This is a genomic window from Macrococcoides bohemicum (assembly GCF_003259675.1).
GTDB lineage: Bacteria > Bacillota > Bacilli > Staphylococcales > Staphylococcaceae > Macrococcoides > Macrococcoides bohemicum.
In genome coordinates this window covers 130,815-147,253 of record NZ_PZJG01000001.1, presented here as the reverse complement: position 1 = coordinate 147,253, position 16,439 = coordinate 130,815, and the positions used below count along the sequence as shown (strand labels likewise).

16 protein-coding genes are annotated in these 16,439 nt (G+C 36.1%); 2 read left to right on the top strand and 14 right to left on the bottom strand.

Translation table 11 applies throughout. The annotated features are described in order from the left end of the window. Positions 1 to 135 precede the first annotated feature (135 nt). The 4 genes from BHX94_RS01500 to BHX94_RS01485 all read right to left on the bottom strand — a co-directional run bounded on the left by BHX94_RS01500 (position 136) and on the right by BHX94_RS01485 (position 3,543). Positions 136 to 864, bottom strand: coding sequence for an amino acid ABC transporter ATP-binding protein (locus BHX94_RS01500; protein ID WP_096076117.1), 729 nt, complete (start codon positions 862 to 864; stop codon positions 136 to 138). Further along, a complete protein-coding gene (locus BHX94_RS01495) occupies positions 861 to 1,580 on the bottom strand; it encodes an amino acid ABC transporter permease (protein ID WP_111744619.1) in 720 nt (239 codons plus the stop codon). Before BHX94_RS01495 ends, BHX94_RS01500 begins: the two co-directional genes overlap by 4 nt. After that, entirely contained in the window at positions 1,564 to 2,328 is a 765-nt protein-coding gene (locus tag BHX94_RS01490; RefSeq protein WP_111744618.1) for an amino acid ABC transporter substrate-binding protein, read from the bottom strand. The genes BHX94_RS01495 and BHX94_RS01490 overlap by 17 nt, the downstream gene beginning before the upstream one ends. A gap of 150 nt (positions 2,329 to 2,478) precedes the next feature. After that, positions 2,479 to 3,543: a M42 family metallopeptidase gene (locus BHX94_RS01485; protein ID WP_096076114.1), complete on the bottom strand. Its 1,065-nt coding sequence runs from the start codon at positions 3,541 to 3,543 to the stop codon at positions 2,479 to 2,481. Positions 3,544 to 3,637: 94 nt separating this feature from the next. On the opposite strand from BHX94_RS01485, the gene BHX94_RS01480 reads away from it, so the two are divergent. Continuing rightward, positions 3,638 to 3,922 (top strand): hypothetical protein, encoded by a 285-nt coding sequence (locus BHX94_RS01480; RefSeq protein WP_096076113.1) that lies wholly within the window; start codon positions 3,638 to 3,640, stop codon positions 3,920 to 3,922. A gap of 39 nt (positions 3,923 to 3,961) precedes the next feature. On the opposite strand, the gene BHX94_RS01475 is transcribed toward BHX94_RS01480, so the two are convergent. The 8 genes from BHX94_RS01475 to BHX94_RS01440 all read right to left on the bottom strand — a co-directional run bounded on the left by BHX94_RS01475 (position 3,962) and on the right by BHX94_RS01440 (position 12,123). Continuing rightward, a complete protein-coding gene (locus BHX94_RS01475) occupies positions 3,962 to 5,164 on the bottom strand; it encodes a MalY/PatB family protein (protein WP_111744617.1) in 1,203 nt (400 codons plus the stop codon). A gap of 111 nt (positions 5,165 to 5,275) precedes the next feature. After that, positions 5,276 to 5,911: a tRNA (guanosine(46)-N7)-methyltransferase TrmB gene (gene trmB, locus BHX94_RS01470; RefSeq protein ID WP_111744616.1), complete on the bottom strand. Its 636-nt coding sequence runs from the start codon at positions 5,909 to 5,911 to the stop codon at positions 5,276 to 5,278. A 13-nt stretch (positions 5,912 to 5,924) separates the two neighbouring features. Then, positions 5,925 to 6,716, bottom strand: coding sequence for a phosphotransferase family protein (locus BHX94_RS01465; protein ID WP_096078068.1), 792 nt, complete (start codon positions 6,714 to 6,716; stop codon positions 5,925 to 5,927). 186 nt (positions 6,717 to 6,902) lie between these two features. After that, a complete protein-coding gene (gene dat, locus BHX94_RS01460; RefSeq protein ID WP_111744615.1) occupies positions 6,903 to 7,742 on the bottom strand; it encodes a D-amino-acid transaminase in 840 nt (279 codons plus the stop codon). Position 7,743: 1 nt separating this feature from the next. Beyond that, the gene (gene pepV / locus BHX94_RS01455; protein WP_111744614.1) at positions 7,744 to 9,156 is read right to left on the bottom strand and encodes a dipeptidase PepV; all 1,413 of its coding nucleotides are present in this window, start codon (positions 9,154 to 9,156) and stop codon (positions 7,744 to 7,746) included. Positions 9,157 to 9,278: 122 nt separating this feature from the next. After that, positions 9,279 to 9,725 carry a YtxH domain-containing protein gene (locus tag BHX94_RS01450; protein ID WP_111744613.1) on the bottom strand — a complete coding sequence of 149 codons (447 nt, stop codon included), beginning with the start codon at positions 9,723 to 9,725 and terminating at the stop codon, positions 9,279 to 9,281. A 68-nt stretch (positions 9,726 to 9,793) separates the two neighbouring features. Beyond that, positions 9,794 to 10,504, bottom strand: coding sequence for a pseudouridine synthase (locus tag BHX94_RS01445; protein ID WP_111744612.1), 711 nt, complete (start codon positions 10,502 to 10,504; stop codon positions 9,794 to 9,796). Further along, positions 10,501 to 12,123, bottom strand: coding sequence for a putative polysaccharide biosynthesis protein (locus BHX94_RS01440; RefSeq protein ID WP_111745073.1), 1,623 nt, complete (start codon positions 12,121 to 12,123; stop codon positions 10,501 to 10,503). Before BHX94_RS01440 ends, BHX94_RS01445 begins: the two co-directional genes overlap by 4 nt. Before the next feature lie 158 nt (positions 12,124 to 12,281). Here BHX94_RS01440 and BHX94_RS01435 point away from each other — a divergent pair, with 158 nt between their 5' ends. Beyond that, the gene (locus BHX94_RS01435) at positions 12,282 to 13,529 is read left to right on the top strand and encodes a BaiN/RdsA family NAD(P)/FAD-dependent oxidoreductase (RefSeq protein ID WP_096076106.1); all 1,248 of its coding nucleotides are present in this window, start codon (positions 12,282 to 12,284) and stop codon (positions 13,527 to 13,529) included. 184 nt (positions 13,530 to 13,713) lie between these two features. Here BHX94_RS01435 and BHX94_RS01430 read toward each other — a convergent pair whose 3' ends face one another. Both BHX94_RS01430 and leuS read right to left on the bottom strand, forming a co-directional pair. Beyond that, positions 13,714 to 14,010, bottom strand: a complete 297-nt coding sequence (locus BHX94_RS01430; protein ID WP_111744611.1) for a rhodanese-like domain-containing protein — start codon at positions 14,008 to 14,010, stop codon at positions 13,714 to 13,716. Positions 14,011 to 14,018: 8 nt separating this feature from the next. After that, on the bottom strand, positions 14,019 to 16,433 hold the full coding sequence (gene leuS / locus BHX94_RS01425) for a leucine--tRNA ligase (RefSeq protein ID WP_111744610.1): 2,415 nt from the start codon (positions 16,431 to 16,433) through the stop codon (positions 14,019 to 14,021). Between the last annotated feature and the right edge of the window lie 6 nt (positions 16,434 to 16,439).

The following is a 16,439-nucleotide window of genomic DNA, read 5'->3' as shown; positions in this document are numbered from 1 at the left end:
ATCATTTTCATTATCATAGCACAAATGTATTTAATAATAACATATGTTAATTGATTCTATTGAGATAAAGATATGCGCTTTTTCTTTAATCACATAAAAAAATCATTCATCTGCATATGCAAATGAATGATTCAATTAAATCGATATAATGTTTAAGAAACGCTGTAAATGTTCAGACTTTGGATTTGTGAAGATTTGTTCTGGATGATCCATTTCTTCAATACGTCCATCATGGATAAACGCCACTTTATCGGCAACACTTCTTGCGAATGCCATTTCATGCGTAACAATCACCATCGTCATGCCTTCATCTCTTAATCCTTTAATCACTTTTAATACGTCTTGAACAAGTTCCGGATCAAGTGCTGATGTCGGCTCATCGAACAGCATTACTTTCGGATTCATCGCAAGCGCTCTTGCAATCCCTACACGCTGTTGCTGTCCACCAGAAAGAGAAATTGGATACTGATCTTTTACATGTAATAGATCAACTTTTTCAAGTAAGTTTACGGCGATTTTTTCCGCTTCGACTTTACTCATGCCTTTCACTTGAATTAATCCTTCCATTACGTTTTCAAGTGCAGTCATATGCGGAAACAGCTGAAAGTTCTGGAATACCATACCTGTTTTCTTACGCACTGCAATTTGTGATTTTTTGTCGTTTGCTGTGTAAGATACACCATCAACAGTCACAGTTCCTGATGTTGGAATTTCTAATGCATTCATTGTTCGCAGTAACGTCGTCTTTCCTGACCCACTACGACCAATCAGTACTACAACTTCACCGTTCGCTACTTCAAGATCAATATCTTTCAGTACAGTTTTTTCACCAAATTTTTTAACTAAATTTTGTATTGAAATCATCGCTGATACTTCCTTTCAACACGTGCTTCATAAATACTTTGAATGATTGAAACGATGAAACAAACAACCCAGTACATGATCGCCACTAATGTATAGATCGATAAGAATTCATATGTCGTCGATGCAACTTGTTGTGCGTTACGGAACATTTCAGCTACTAATATATAACCTAATAATGAAGTATCTTTAATTAAGCTTAAAAATGTATTCCCTAATGCTGGTGTTGCTGTACGAATTGCTTGTGGTAATATAATACGTTGCATCGTTTTTTTGGGGCTCATCCCAATTGAATAAGCCGCTTCAGTTTGTCCGTGTGGTACAGATAATATACCACCACGAATTATTTCAGATCCATAAGCACCAACATTTAAACTTAACGAAATAATTGCTGCTGTAAGTGAACCGAGTTTAAATGCCTGGTCGGGGTCTCCTGTAATCAGACGGCCGATTTCAGGAATCCCGAAGAAGATGATAAACATCTGAACAAGCATCGGTGTACCTCGAAAGATTGATACGTATACACGTGCTGGAATGCGCAATAATTTACTGTTAGAAATACGCGCAAGTGCTGTAAATATCGCAATAATAAATCCTAATATAAACGTAACAATCGCAATCGGAATCGAATATTTGACTAAACCCCAAAGCATTGGCTCAAAAGCTTGAGCCGCTGCATTCAGGGCATGGGACATTTCTTCATTAAGGACGAGTGACATCTTCACCGAACCATTTTTCACTGATTTTTTTCATTGTACCGTCTTTTTGTAATGCATCTAATGCTTTATCGAAGTCTTTAATGATTTTCTCATCTGTTTTCTTATTAAATACAAATCCTGATTGTGTTTTCTCAGCGTTACCTTCAACAATTTTGATATCAGCATTTTTCTTTTGTTTTAAGTAATCTAATACTGAAATTTTATCGTTAAAAGTTGCTTCCACACGATTAGATAATACCATTTCCATCGCCTGGTTAAATCCTTCAACTGAAGTTACTTTAGCGCCTTTTTCTTTCGCTAATTTACCGTAGTTTGAAGTTAAAGTTTGTGCTAATGCACGGCCTTTAACGTCATCAAATGATTTAATATCTGAATTTTTACGTGTCACCAATACACCTTGTGTATATGTGTAAGGTTTAGAGAAGTTATATTTCTTCTTACGGTCTGCATCCATACCTACCTGGTTTGCAATCGTATCGAAACGACCTGAGTTAAGTCCTGAGAACATTGAATCCCATTGTGTTTCTACGAATTTCACTTTGTATCCTGCTTTTTTCGCTACTGCTTCTGCTACTTCCACATCAAAACCTGTTAATTTATTGTTCTTATCATGGAAAGTAAATGGTGCATAAGTACCTTCTGTTCCAATCGTAATTTCTTGCTTGCTGTCTTTTTTATCTGAGTTATTGCTACCACATGCCGCTAAAATAAATAATGCTGTAAACAATAATGCTAATAATTTTTTCAATTTTCCATTCTCCTATTCTTATCAATTTACTCGGAATAGATTTTATTTTAAAGCATTTTAATTTTAAGTCAATAAAAAGATACTCAAGATTAGATAATAAAAATAGGATGAAGCAAATATTATCGCTTCATCTCTATAAAAAGCAAACTATTAATTCATCTTTAAATATTCAATTTTTTTATCATTGACATCTTTAAGTAATGCAAGCAGTCCATTACGAGCTGCATAATAGTCGCGAATATCAAAAATCGTGTGATTTGAATGAATATAACGTGCTGGCACACCGATTACTGCTGTCGGTATACCATGTAATGCTGTGTGGATAACGCCACCATCCGTACCACCTGGCGAAGTATAAAACTGATGTTTAATATCATTTGTTTCATAGATTTCTTCCAGCCATTGTTTAAATGACGGCTTCAAAATCATCGTTCTATCAATTATTCTAACAAGTGTTCCTTCACCTAGTTTACCATTCGCATTACTTCCTGCAGTATCATTTGCTGGTGAACAATCAACGACAAATGCTAAGTCGGGTTTGATCATATTTGCAGATGGCCCTGCACCACGCAGTCCAACCTCTTCCTGCACGTTAGCACCAACATATAGATCAAATGGTAAATCTGTATCTTTCAGTTGTTCAAATAAGTCAACGATGATTGTGCATCCATAACGATTGTCCCATGCCTTACATAGGAATCTGTTCTCAGTCAATTGTTCAAAATCAACTGCCGGAACGATTGAATCACCGATTTGGATGCCCATTGCTAATACCTGTTCTTTACTTTCAGCTCCCACATCAAGCAGCATATCTTTAATTTGCGGTGTTGCTTCCTTACCTGTTCTAAAATGTGCTGGCACACTGCCAATTACACCACTATATTCTTTGCTGTCACGCGTTAATACTTTCATTTTTTGGGCTTGCAGGACATCAGCTGGCCACCCACCGATTTCTGTGAATTTAAGTAATCCTTTTTCTGTAATATCTGTTACCATGAATCCAACTTCATCCATATGTGCCGCAATCATGATGCGTTTAGCATTGTCCTGTTTTGATTTCTTTACGAAGAAGACGCCACCTAAACCATCTTGTAATACTTCGTCCGCTAGTGGCGATAGTCTTTTTATCAGATAATCACGTACGAGACGTTCGTGTCCTGGGGCACCATGTAGTTCAGTTAATGTTTTTATCGTATCTAATAGTTGTTCTGTCATGTTTTTTTGCTCCTTATGGTAGAATATAATCAAATCGTTAACCTAAAAGTTATACGCAATGCATTCAAATTTATTGATGAGAGGACTTTTAACTATGAAAAAATATCAAATCATCATTCCCGTTATTGTAGTCACTGGTATTATCGCTTATCAACTACGTCATCATATGACGATGCAGCACCCTGAAACTCTGCTACAACAAGTGCTGACAAATTTCGATCACGTCACAGGTTCAGCTATCGTATATGAACCAGAAAAACAAGAAAAGTTTGGTCAGATCTCTCACATTTATCGCGGTATCATTAATACGCAGGATAAAGATTACGAATTTACTGTCGATGCTTATACCGGTGAACTCATCGACACTATAGAAATATAATCTAATTTTAAAATCTGTTATGTATTTGAGGCACAAAATTTATTGTGCTTCTTTTTCTTTTGTTGTTTTTAAGTAATCGAATGATTTTTTTATGCGGTCAAGGCCTTCTAATAATTTATCTTCACTACACGCTACATTAAATCTAAAATGTGTACTTGTAGATAGTTCGTAAGTATTACCGATACCCGTCGCAATCTTACCGACATGCTGTAAGGCATCCTGTACTTCCATTTCACTAAATCCACTCTTCTCGAAATCAATCCAGGCTAAAAATGTAGCATCCGGCTTCTGGAAAAATAGACAATCAGACAGATGATCTGCAATGTAGTCTTCTACGAGTGTCATATTATTATCGATATGCTGATTAAGCGCATCTACCCAATCGCCACAATCTAAGTAAGCGGTCTGGATTACAGTAAGTGCTACTAAATTTACTGCGGCTAAACCATAGACAGACATCACTTTCGTATTAATTGTCTCACGCATATATTTATCTTTTGTTATAAAGTATGCATGCGGAATACCAGAAACATTAAATGTCTTACCTAAACATGTCGTCACTAACATCTGCTCATAATCCTGCATGTATTTTGCAAGTGTTTCATGTTGACCACGACGCACAAAATCCATATGAATTTCATCAGCAATGATATACACATTATATTTCTTACAGATTTCAATAATCTTTAAAAGTTCCTGCTCAGAAAACACTTTACCTGTTGGGTTATGTGGATTGCATAATAAGAACACTTTATTTTGAGGCATCTGACAAAGATATTCAAAATGTACAAAGTCCATCGTGTATTCGTAGCCATCAAAGTAAAGTTCACTTTCTACGATCATACGTTTATTACCGTTAATCAGATTGATAAAGTTGTTATAGGAAGGCGTATTAAGGATAACACCTTCACCTTCATTAGTCAGGATACGTATTGCTTCTGTCACAGTAAAAAGCACTGATGGTGAATAGAAGAGGTCTTGTTTAAGAATGTTTGTATTAAATCGGTTACTATACCATTGTTTAACCGGCGTATAGAAAGCATCATTCTTCCAGCTCGTGTATCCGAAAATTCCGTGTTCCAGACGATTAGCGATAGACTTTGTTATCTTTTCCGGCGTTTTAATATCCATATCTGCTATCCAGAATGGCATTAAATCTCTACGCTGATAGATTAATGGAATCATTTCAGTTTGAACTGCATTTGTATTTAAACGGTTAACATTTTCATTAAAGTTATACATAGTTTCCTCCAGTTCAGAAAATTCTCTCAATATATCTAGTCTACACTAAATAAAGCATAAAAAAAAGATGAGACACTTATAATGTCTCACCATTTAATAATTCTTCAAATGTTATTTAAAACTTGCTTCAAGTCGGTTGATTCTAAAGCCTTTAGCAGAAAATTTCTCTTCATACTCTGTCTTAATATTATCAGCAGGTTCATTGTCATGCAGATTTAAATTGATATTTTTAAGTTTCATCCCAAACTGACTCATACTTTCAATCGAAAATTCAAACAGTCCTTGATTATCTGTCTTGAAGTGAATTTCTCCCTCATCTTTCAGGATAGTCTTATAGACAGATAAGAAATTAGCATGCGTTAAACGACGTTTGGCATGTCGTGTCTTCGGCCATGGATCCGAAAAGTTTAAATAGATGCGGTCAATTTCTCCAGGATTAAATATTTCAGTCAGCTTCTCAGCATCAACCGTCAATAATCTTAAGTTTTTAATATCCTGCTCTATCGCTTTTTCTACAATACGAATCATTACATTCTTATCACGTTCAATACCGATATAATTGATTGCTGGATTTGCTTTAGCCATCTCAGTAATAAATCTACCCATACCGCTTCCGACTTCTATATGAATCGGCTGAACTTTTTCAAACCATGATGTGATATTGTCTTTTTGTGACAAGTCGATACTTACAATATCACGATGTTCAAGCAGATAATCCTCTGCCCACGGTTTATTACGCATTCTCATGTATGTTGCTCCTTTAAATAAATCTATTCTGTGTTAAAACTTCATCTAAAAACTTCAACCATTCGTTCATATCGTGGTAACGACTCTTCTCCTCATACCACTGTACCATCGCAATCGCCTGTATAATCGTATACCATTTCATACGTTTCTCTAAATCGATTGTATAGTTAATACCGTAATCAGCAAGCCACGCTTCCCAGTCAACTTCTTTACTATACGTATATAAAATCATACCGATATCAATCGCAGGATCTGCAATCATCGCACCTTCCCAGTCAACAATAAACAGTTCATCCTGATCTGAAAGTAACCAGTTATTATGATTCACATCGCCATGACAGACAGTATAAAACTGACTATCTAAATTAGGCATATGTTCTTCTAAGTAAATTAAAGCTTTTCTAACCGTATGATGCGCTAATACATTGCGTGAAAGAGAACTATTAATTTTCTTAAGTAATATGTGAGGATGCATCGGTTTCATTTCTAAACGTTTTAACATGTTAAGTAAAGGTTTAGAACGATGAATTTTTCTGAGGAGTTTCGCAACACGCTTGGAACCCATTTCTTCGTGTGTCAATGATCTTCCGTTCTTCCAATGTTGAGCGGTAACTACCTCACCCGTTTCAATACGTTTGGTCCATACGAGCTTAGGTACGATACCCTCAGCAGATAACGCTGCTAAGAATGGCGAAGAATTTCGTTTAAGAAATAATTTGCGACCATCCTGCTCTGCCATATATGCCTCTCCAGAAGCGCCACCAGCGGAATCTAATGTCCAACCAAGCTGATAGAAATGTTCCAACATGTTCACCTCCCACAGTAGAAAAAAGAAAAGGCAATGAGAAATAATCTCTTGCCTTATTTTTAGTTCGAACGTTTTAACGACTTATTTAAATTTTATAACCTTTTATAAAAATATTCAAGTCAAACTTTTTTAAGCGCACTGAATATATGTTCAAATGTAATTCAATGTGTAATATGATGCCATTTAGGCGTGATTCGTGATAATATGCTCATCAAACTTGCTTTGCAGCTGCTTCGTAATCGAACCAACCTGACCTTGATTAACATTTTCACCATCTATCTCAGTAATCGGCATCACTTCCTGTGTCGTACTCGTTAAGAAGACTTCATCCGCATCTTTTAATGCTTTCTCATCAAATGTAAACTCTTCAAAAGCAATACCTTCAGCATCTGCAATTTGTTTAATGACACGACGTGTAATACCGTTTAGGATGAAATTATTTGCAGGGTGCGTAATGATTTTATCATCCTTAACGATGAATATATTACTTGATGCGCCTTCTGTAACAATACCGTTACGTATTTGAATCGCCTCTTTTGCACCATTGGTTACCGCTTTTTGTTTATTCATAATGTTACCAAGCAGATTCAAACTTTTAATATCACAGCGTAACCAGCGTATATCTTCAGTTGTAATTGCTTTCACACCTTGCTGAAGATCCTGCATCGGTCGTTCTGCAGTATTTGTATATAACAATATATTCGGTTGAGTATCTGTTGGATACCAATGATTTCTAACTGCATCTCCTCGTGTTAACTGAATATAAATTGTACCGTTATCAATTTCTTTTTCAGTAATAAGCTGATTACAAATTTCGATATATTCATCAACTGTATAGGGACTTGTAATTTCTATTTCATTTGCACTACGCATGAGTCTTTCGAAATGTTCAGTGGCTGTAAATAAAGTACCGTGGTATACTCGCACGACTTCATATACACCATCACCAAACTGGATGCCACGATCGTTATAACTTATTTTCGTGTCATCAGACACATAACTCCCGTTAATAAAAACTACCATTTTACTCACCTTCTACACACAAAGAGTGAATTGCTTCTAAATAAATTGATGTCGCATCAAATAATTGTTTCTTGCTGATATATTCATTTTTTTGGTGCATTAAATCTTCTGAATCCTTAAACATCGCACCAAATGCTACACCCTTTTCTAAGTTACGGGCATACGTACCACCACCGATAGTATACGGTTCAGTCATATCCCCTGTTTGGTTACGGTAAGCTGTTAATAACTTTTGAACGAATGGATCATTTTTATCGACATAGTGAGGAACCTGGTGCGTTTCAACTTCAATTTCAAAGCCATCTTTAGCAATCTGTTCTTCAAATTTCTTAATTTCAGTGTCAAAATCAAAACCGTTTGGATAACGTAAGTTTACACCGTAATGTCCGCCATCAACGTCAGTATAACTAATCACACCGTAGTTTGTAGTTAACTGACCCATTTCTTCAGTTTCATAAGTCATACCTAGCTTCTCACCAAAGTGAGAGTCAAATAAATATGTATCACCAAAATTAACGAATGACTTTGCTTTCTTATCCAAATCTAACGTATTTAAGAAATTAACAAGATATAGACCAGCGTTCACACCTTTAAACGGTTCCATACCATGCACTGACTTACCTTCAATTTGAAGTGAAATCTGACCATTCTCTACAAATTGTTTCCCAGTTAATTTGTTGTTTAATAAATATCCTTCGAAAGCTTGAATAACAGCATCCATCTTTTCTTTAACTTCGATTTTTGCTTCTGCAAAATCCGGGACCATATTGTATCTTTCGCCAGCTTTAAATGCTTTTAATTCCACTTCTGGTGCTGTTTCGCTTTCCTCATCACTGTTTTGAATAATATCAAATGTTGTGATACCTTTTTCACCGTGAATTAATGGGAAATCAGCATCCGGTGCAATCCCTGAATCCGGCATCGGTTCAGTTTCAAAATAACGGTCTGTACATTTCCATCCTGATTCTTCATCTGTACCAATAATAATGTGGATGCGTTTCTTCCAGTCTACTTTCATGTCGTCTAAAATTTTTATTGCGTAGTATGCAGCAATTGTTGGTCCTTTGTCATCTAAAGTACCACGTGCAATGATTTTATCTTCAGTTACAACAGCTTCGAAGGGATTTGTATCCCAGCCACTTCCTGCAGGTACTACGTCAACGTGACATAATATCCCGAAAATATCATCACCTTTCCCTGCTTCGATACGTCCAGCGATATGATCAATATCAACCGTCTCGTATCCATCACGTTGTGCTATATCATACATAAAATCTAAAGCCTTACGTGGACCTGGTCCAACTGGGTTTTCACTATCAGCTAAACTGTCATCACGTACACTTTCTATATTTAATAAACCTGTAAGGTCTTCGATAATTCTATCTTCATATTGTGCAACTTTTTCTCTCCACATAATGATTCCTCCTATTGCTTGTATACTCCTATATTACATGATACATAAAGGAATTCAAAATAATAATCGTAAAATTTATCAAAATAAAAAAGCCAGCATACGCTGACTTTGATAAAGCATAATTATTTTAATTCTTCTTTAGAAACTGCATTAGGATTTTTTTCTGCAACTTCTTTATCTGTTACAACGTGGATATTGTTTGCTCCACCTTCATCGTCGAAGTTTTGTTTTTCTTCTTCAACAGAAACGTCTTTTTTATTTAATTTATCAGCTAATGGTGCTGCTTTTTCTTTTAATGGAGCCACTTTTTCTTCAACTTTTGAAGTTAAGTTTGCTTTATAAGCATTTGGATTTTCTTTCGCTTTGTTGATTTCTTCTTTAGCAACTTGCTGTAAGTTAGCAGCTTTACCTTTAGCGCCATCTGCATAACCTTTAGGATCTTGTTTTGCTTTGTTGTATTCATCTAATACTTTATCTCTGTTTTCTTTTTTTGAAAGGAATGCTGCTACTGCAGTACCACCAATAACTAATGCTGCTTTTAATAAACCTGTTTGATTGTTGTTAGCCATGTTAAACACCTCTTCTTTTGATTTGTACTGTAATTATACCCATGGTGTAAAGGTCTAAACATTTAAAATTATTTTCTTACTAAATTAAGTTCATTCTGCATTAATTTCTTATATTCACCAGGGTTTAAACGATTGTCTAAAGATAAATCACCCATCTTAATACGTTTAAGATAAGTTACTTTCATGCTTACTGCTTCAAACATTCTTTTCACTTGATGGAACTTACCTTCCTGAATTACAAGCTCTATTTCACTTGTACCTTTTTCCGGATCAACTGATAGACAAGTTAAATCACCAGGCATTGTATGATAGCCATCATCTAAAGTTATGCCTTGAGCAAATTGTTCCACCGTCTGTTCAGTGACAATGCCGTCAATTTTAGCATAATAGGTTTTATTCACATGTTTCTTCGGACTCAGAACATCATGTGAGAATTGACCATCATTGGTTATGATGAGCAATCCTTCTGTATCTTTATCCAGTCTACCAACCGGATGCAAGTCATAATGATCCAGCCCTGTAATAAGGTCAATGACAGTCTTATCTTTATCATGTGTACTTGAAACTACGCCAGCTGGTTTATTAAGCATAAGATAGATAAAGGGTTCAAAGTGAATCGTCTCACCTTGAACCTTTACTATATCTTTTTTTGGATTAATCTTAACATCTGATTTCGTGATAACTTCCTCGTTAACCGTAATCACTTTTTTCTTGAGTAACGCTTTAACAACTTTCCGTGAACCTATACCATGGTTGCTTAAAAATTTATCAAGTCTCATCGCGTCAACCTATTTCTTAAAGATTGGATACGTGAGCCGAAGAATTCATCAGCTAAACGAGATTTCATCGATAATGAAGCATAAACTAATGCACCGACTACTGCTCCAATGACTAAAATGATAAGTGCATCAAGTTTATTTGATACTGCAAGGAACTGCATTAAAATAACATAAACGATTTGTACAACTAGTACCATAATTAAGCTGTATAACGTAATCATCAACATTTGACGGGCAGTCGTTCGATACTGAAATCTGGCATATTTCTTAATCACATATAGGTTACAAACAATATTAAATGTCATAGCAATCGCGGTCGCAAGGACTGCTCCTACTGTATGGAATGCCATAATTAATGGGATATTAATCACTAATTTAACAAGTAAAGCAGCAAGTACGATATAAACCGTTAAATTTTGTTTATCAATACCCTGCATTATTGCTGCAGTTACAGAAACAAGTGCAAGTAAAATTCCTACAGGTGCATAATAAAATAAAATATTATTCGCAATTGGATTATAGCTATAGAAAACCGTATAAAGTGGCGCAGCTAATACCATAATACCAAGTGAAGCTGGCACTGTAAGGAACATCAGTAAACCAAATGTTGTTTTAATCTGATGATGCATTTCTTTAATCTTACCTGAAGCATGTGTTCTTGTAATTGATGGTACAAGACTGATTGCAAATCCTCCTGCAAGTGATGTTGGAATCATAACAAGTTTATTAGATGTCGTATTTAATATTGTAAGGAGCATATCATTCATTTTTCCGGGCACACCTGCTAAACCTAATGCATAGTTATGTGTAAACTGATCAATCGTTGTATAAAGCGGCACACATAAACTAACGATAACAAAAGGAATACTATACTTTAATATTTCTTTATACATACTTCCGTAACTTACATCAGTATTGGAATCATCAGACGCAACCATCTTATCGATAAATGGCTTACGTCTTCTCCAGTAATACCAGAGTGTTAGAATTGCAGCAACTGCTCCGATTGCTGCTGCAAATACAGCAATCTCATTGGCCAGTAACATTGATTTATTCATAATGTTAAGGACCAGATACGTCCCGCCAAGTAGAAATAGTATACGTGCAATCTGTTCAATAACTTGTGACACTGCCGTTGGCCCCATTGAATCATAACCTTGAAATATCCCGCGCCATGTCGCTAAGAATGGAATAAATAACACTGCAAATGAGATGATGCGAATAATCTCAGTAATATCTTCAACAGTCCATTTACCTTCAGAACCAGCTAATGATGCCTCAGCAATCATCGGACTTAAAAAGTAAAGAATAACAAAGCCCAGGAAACCGGTGATACCCATTACTAACAATGATGACTTATACAGTTTATAGCTGACTTTATAGGCACCAATCGCATTATACTTCGAAACATATTTAGCTACCGCTAAAGGTATACCACCTGCAGCAACAGTAAGCATAACTACATATGGTGGATATGCCATATTATAAGGTGCTAAATTTTCTTCACCACCGATAATGGCATAGAACGGAATAATATAAAGTATCCCTAAAATTTTTGTAATAAAAATACTTGCCGTTAATAAGAAAGTACTTCTGACAAGTGAATCTTTCTGTGACATAACTTCATCCCTATCTTTTTTTAAAATAAAAACTTCATAAATGATTAAACCCATTTTCAATGTAGATTATCATACCACCATTATAAATTTTTAACTACTGAATTCATATATTTTACTATAAATAAAATGTATAATAATTGAAAATGGAGGTATCAAATATGTATCAGACAATTGTCATAGGTGGTGGCCCTAGTGGATTGATGGCTGCAATCAGTGCGAGCGAAAACAATAACAAAGTCTTACTTATCGATAAAAAAGATCAGCTAGGTCGTAAATTACAAATATCCGGTGGTGGACGTTGTAATGTTACAAATAACGTCACTCATGAAGAACTGATTAAACATCTGCCTGGTAACGGTAAGTTTTTATATAGTGCATTTAATACGTTCGATAATTATGCCATCATCGAATATTTCGAAAATCTTGGTGTCGCGTTAAAAGAAGAAGATCATGGTCGTATGTTCCCTGTATCCAATAACGCAAAAGATGTCGTTAATGTACTTAAACAACAACTTATTAACAATAAGGTTGAAGTGAGAACAACGACTAAAGTTGAATCATTAATAACAGAAGAAGGTAAGATTAAAGGTGTGATGCTATCAGATAACATACCTGTTTATTCAGAAAATGTAATTATAGCAACAGGTGGCAAATCTGTACCGCATACCGGTTCAACAGGTGATGGATACGTATTTGCACAGCAAGCAGGACATACGATTACCGAGCTATTTCCTACCGAAGTACCGATTACTTCAAGTGAATCATTTATAAAATCAAAGATACTACAAGGACTTAGTCTGCAAAATGTCGGGTTAAGTGTACTGCGTAAAAATGGTAAACCACGCATTACCCATCAAATGGATATGTTATTTACGCATTTCGGAATTTCAGGACCAGCAGCACTGCGCTGTTCACAATTTATCTATCACGAGCAAAAAAGTCAGAAGAAACAAGAGATACCGATGATGATTGATGTTTTTCCAGACATGACTATCGGTCAACTTACACAGCATATCGAAAAAATTATCAATGATAATAAAGATAAAGCGCTTAAGAATAGTTTAAAGGGATTGGTGCAGGAGCGTTATTTGCATTTTCTACTGGAACGTGCAGAAATTAATCTTGATGAAAATGGTCATCATATAAAAAAAGACAGTCTTAAGACATTTATAGCGCTGTTAAAAGGATTTACCTTTACTGTTAACGGTACATTATCGATTGATAAAGCATTTGTTACCGGTGGTGGTGTAACCATAAAAGAAATCGTACCAGCAACGATGCAGTCGAAAATACATGATAATCTGTATTTTTGTGGTGAAGTGTTAGACATACATGGCTATACGGGAGGCTATAATATAACGAGTGCACTTGTCACTGGTTATGTTGCCGGAATGAGCTGCAGATAAAACTAAATATAATGAAACAATGCCGGATACTTAGAGTATCCGGAAATGTTAGCCACATAACCATCAAATTTAACTTCATCTTTGCCGGATACTCCAAGTATCCGGAAATGTTGGCTACATAACCATCAAATTTAACTTCATCTTTGCCGGATAATCCAGGTATCCGGAAATGCCTGCCACACATTTATTCACTTAACATTGGTTCAATAACTGCCATGCCACCTTCTACATTCACAGCTTTATAGTCATTTGCTAATAAATATTGAGTAACATTCGCACTTCTTACTGCATGTGCACAAACGATGTAATATTCTTTGTCACGATCTAAATTCTCCATCGCTTCAGGAATATCATTCATCGGGATATGCATCGCACCTTTGATCATACCTTGCTCTACTTCGAATTGTTCGCGCACATCAATAATGTTCATCGCTTCAGTTGCTTTAATCTTTGCTACAAATGCTTCAGTTGAAATATTCATTATAACTCCTAGTTTGCCACAATATTGACTAATTTATTTGGTACTGCGATAACTTTGCGAATCGTCTTACCTTCAATTTGTGTTTTTATAGCATCCTGCTCAAGTGCAAATGCTTCTAATGCTTCTTTGTCAGTATCTTTTGCAACTTTCGCTTTAAGTTTCACTTTACCGTTTACCTGGATAACAATTTCTACTTCGTCGTCGACAAGTTTACTGTCATCATACGTTGGCCAAGCTTCATACGTAATTGTTCCATCGTGACCTAAAATTGACCAGATTTCTTCTGCAATATGCGGAGCAATTGGTGATAATAGCTTTACAAATCCTTCAACGTATTCACGACTTACAGCATCTTGTTTATTAACTTCATTGATAAATACCATCATTTGAGAAATTGCTGTATTAAATCCTAAAGTATTATAATCATCCGTTACTTTCTTCACTGTTTGGTGATAAACTTTTTCTAATGCTGGTGTTGCAGTATCTACAACTTTAGCAGCTAAAGTACCCTCTTCGGTAATAAACGCACGATATACACGGTCTAAGAATCGGCGAGCACCGTCTAATCCATTCGTACTCCATGCTATTGATGCATCAAGTGGTCCCATAAACATTTCGTAAAGTCTTAATGTATCTGCACCGTGACTTTCAACAACATCATCAGGGTTTACGACGTTTCCTTTAGATTTACTCATTTTTTCGTTACCCTCACCTAGAATCATCCCTTGGTTAAATAACTTCTGGAATGGTTCTTTCGTTGGGACTACGCCTAAGTCATATAACACTTTATGCCAGAAGCGCGCATATAATAAGTGAAGTACAGCATGCTCTGCCCCACCAATATATAAATCAACTGGTAACCAGTATTTTAATTTTTCAGGGTCAGCTAACGCTTCACTGTTATGTGGATCGATGTAACGTAAGTAGTACCAGCAAGAGCCTGCCCATTGCGGCATCGTATTTGTTTCGCGTCGACCTTTCATGCCTGTTACAGGATCTACCACATTAATAAATTCATCAATATTTGCAAGCGGAGATTCACCTGTACCTGATGGCATAATCTTATCTGTCTTCGGTAACATTAACGGTAACTCATCTTCTGGCACAGTCGTCATAGAACCATCTTCCCAGATGATTACTGGAATCGGCTCACCCCAGTAACGTTGACGTGAGAATAACCAGTCACGTAATTTATAAGAAACTTTCTTCTCACCGATTTGTTTTTCTTCGAGCATTTCTATCACACGAGTGATAGCTTCTTCTTTATTTAAGCCATCTAATTCACCAGAATTGATATGTACACCGTCACCAGTGAATGCTTCTTTGTCGATATCTCCACCTTCAAGTACCGGTTTAATTGTTAATCCGAATTGTTTCGCAAATTCATAGTCTCGTTCATCGTGTGCGGGTACTGCCATAATCGCACCTGTTCCGTATGATGCTAATACGTAATCAGATATCCAGATCGGCATCGGTTCATTCGTAAATGGATTAATCGCATAGCCTCCTGTAAATACACCAGTCTTATCTTTCGCTAAGTCTGTTCGTTCTAAATCCGATTTACGGCTTGCCTGCTCCTGATATGCCTGAATCGCCACGCGTTGTTCATCAGTAGTGATTGATTCTACAAGTGTGTGTTCTGGTGATAATACAGCATAAGTTGCACCAAAAATAGTATCTGGACGTGTCGTAAACACTTTAAATGAAGCATCTTTCCCGTCTACTTTAAATTCAACTTCTGCACCTTCAGATTTACCAATCCAGTTTCGTTGCATATCTTTTAAAGATTCCGGCCAATCAAGAATGTCTAAATCTTCTAGTAAACGATCTGCATATTCAGTAATCTTAAGTACCCATTGACGCATCGGTTTACGGATAACAGGATGTCCACCGCGTTCCGACACACCATCAATCACTTCTTCATTAGAAAGTACTGTTCCTAATGCAGGACACCAGTTCACAGCAACTTCATCGACATAAGCTAATCCTTTTTTATACAGCTGGATAAAGATCCACTGCGTCCATTTATAATACTCAGGATCTGTCGTATTTACTTCACGATCCCAGTCATAACTGAAACCTAATTCCTGAATTTGACGTTTAAATGTTTCGATATTTTTCTTTGTAAATTCAGCAGGATCATTACCTGTATCAATCGCATATTGCTCAGCAGGTAATCCAAATGCGTCCCATCCCATTGGATGCAATACATTGTAGCCTTGCATACGTTTGAATCTCGACACGATATCTGTTGCTGTATAACCTTCTGGATGACCTACGTGAAGTCCAGCTCCTGATGGATAAGGGAACATATCTAATGCGTAAAATTTCGGTTTGTCCGATGTTTCTAAAGTTTTAAAAGTTTTATTTTCCTGCCAGTATTTTTGCCATTTCTTTTCTATCGTTTCATGCTGATAACTCATACTTAT

What these genes read in the sequence shown, in the direction of transcription:
- BHX94_RS01445 (WP_111744612.1), bottom strand. Translation starts at nt 10,504, where the DNA reads ATGAGACTTGATAAATTTTTAAGCAACCATGGTATAGGTTCACGGAAA.
- BHX94_RS01440 (WP_111745073.1), bottom strand. Translation starts at nt 12,123, where the DNA reads ATGTCACAGAAAGATTCACTTGTCAGAAGTACTTTCTTATTAACGGCA.
- BHX94_RS01450 (WP_111744613.1), bottom strand. Translation starts at nt 9,725, where the DNA reads ATGGCTAACAACAATCAAACAGGTTTATTAAAAGCAGCATTAGTTATT.
- BHX94_RS01435 (WP_096076106.1), top strand. Translation starts at nt 12,282, where the DNA reads ATGTATCAGACAATTGTCATAGGTGGTGGCCCTAGTGGATTGATGGCT.
- BHX94_RS01430 (WP_111744611.1), bottom strand. Translation starts at nt 14,010, where the DNA reads ATGAATATTTCAACTGAAGCATTTGTAGCAAAGATTAAAGCAACTGAA.
- pepV (WP_111744614.1), bottom strand. Translation starts at nt 9,156, where the DNA reads ATGTGGAGAGAAAAAGTTGCACAATATGAAGATAGAATTATCGAAGAC.
- BHX94_RS01500 (WP_096076117.1), bottom strand. Translation starts at nt 864, where the DNA reads ATGATTTCAATACAAAATTTAGTTAAAAAATTTGGTGAAAAAACTGTA.
- BHX94_RS01495 (WP_111744619.1), bottom strand. Translation starts at nt 1,580, where the DNA reads ATGTCACTCGTCCTTAATGAAGAAATGTCCCATGCCCTGAATGCAGCG.
- BHX94_RS01485 (WP_096076114.1), bottom strand. Translation starts at nt 3,543, where the DNA reads ATGACAGAACAACTATTAGATACGATAAAAACATTAACTGAACTACAT.
- leuS (WP_111744610.1), bottom strand. Translation starts at nt 16,433, where the DNA reads ATGAGTTATCAGCATGAAACGATAGAAAAGAAATGGCAAAAATACTGG.
- dat (WP_111744615.1), bottom strand. Translation starts at nt 7,742, where the DNA reads ATGGTAGTTTTTATTAACGGGAGTTATGTGTCTGATGACACGAAAATA.
- BHX94_RS01475 (WP_111744617.1), bottom strand. Translation starts at nt 5,164, where the DNA reads ATGTATAACTTTAATGAAAATGTTAACCGTTTAAATACAAATGCAGTT.
- BHX94_RS01480 (WP_096076113.1), top strand. Translation starts at nt 3,638, where the DNA reads ATGAAAAAATATCAAATCATCATTCCCGTTATTGTAGTCACTGGTATT.
- trmB (WP_111744616.1), bottom strand. Translation starts at nt 5,911, where the DNA reads ATGAGAATGCGTAATAAACCGTGGGCAGAGGATTATCTGCTTGAACAT.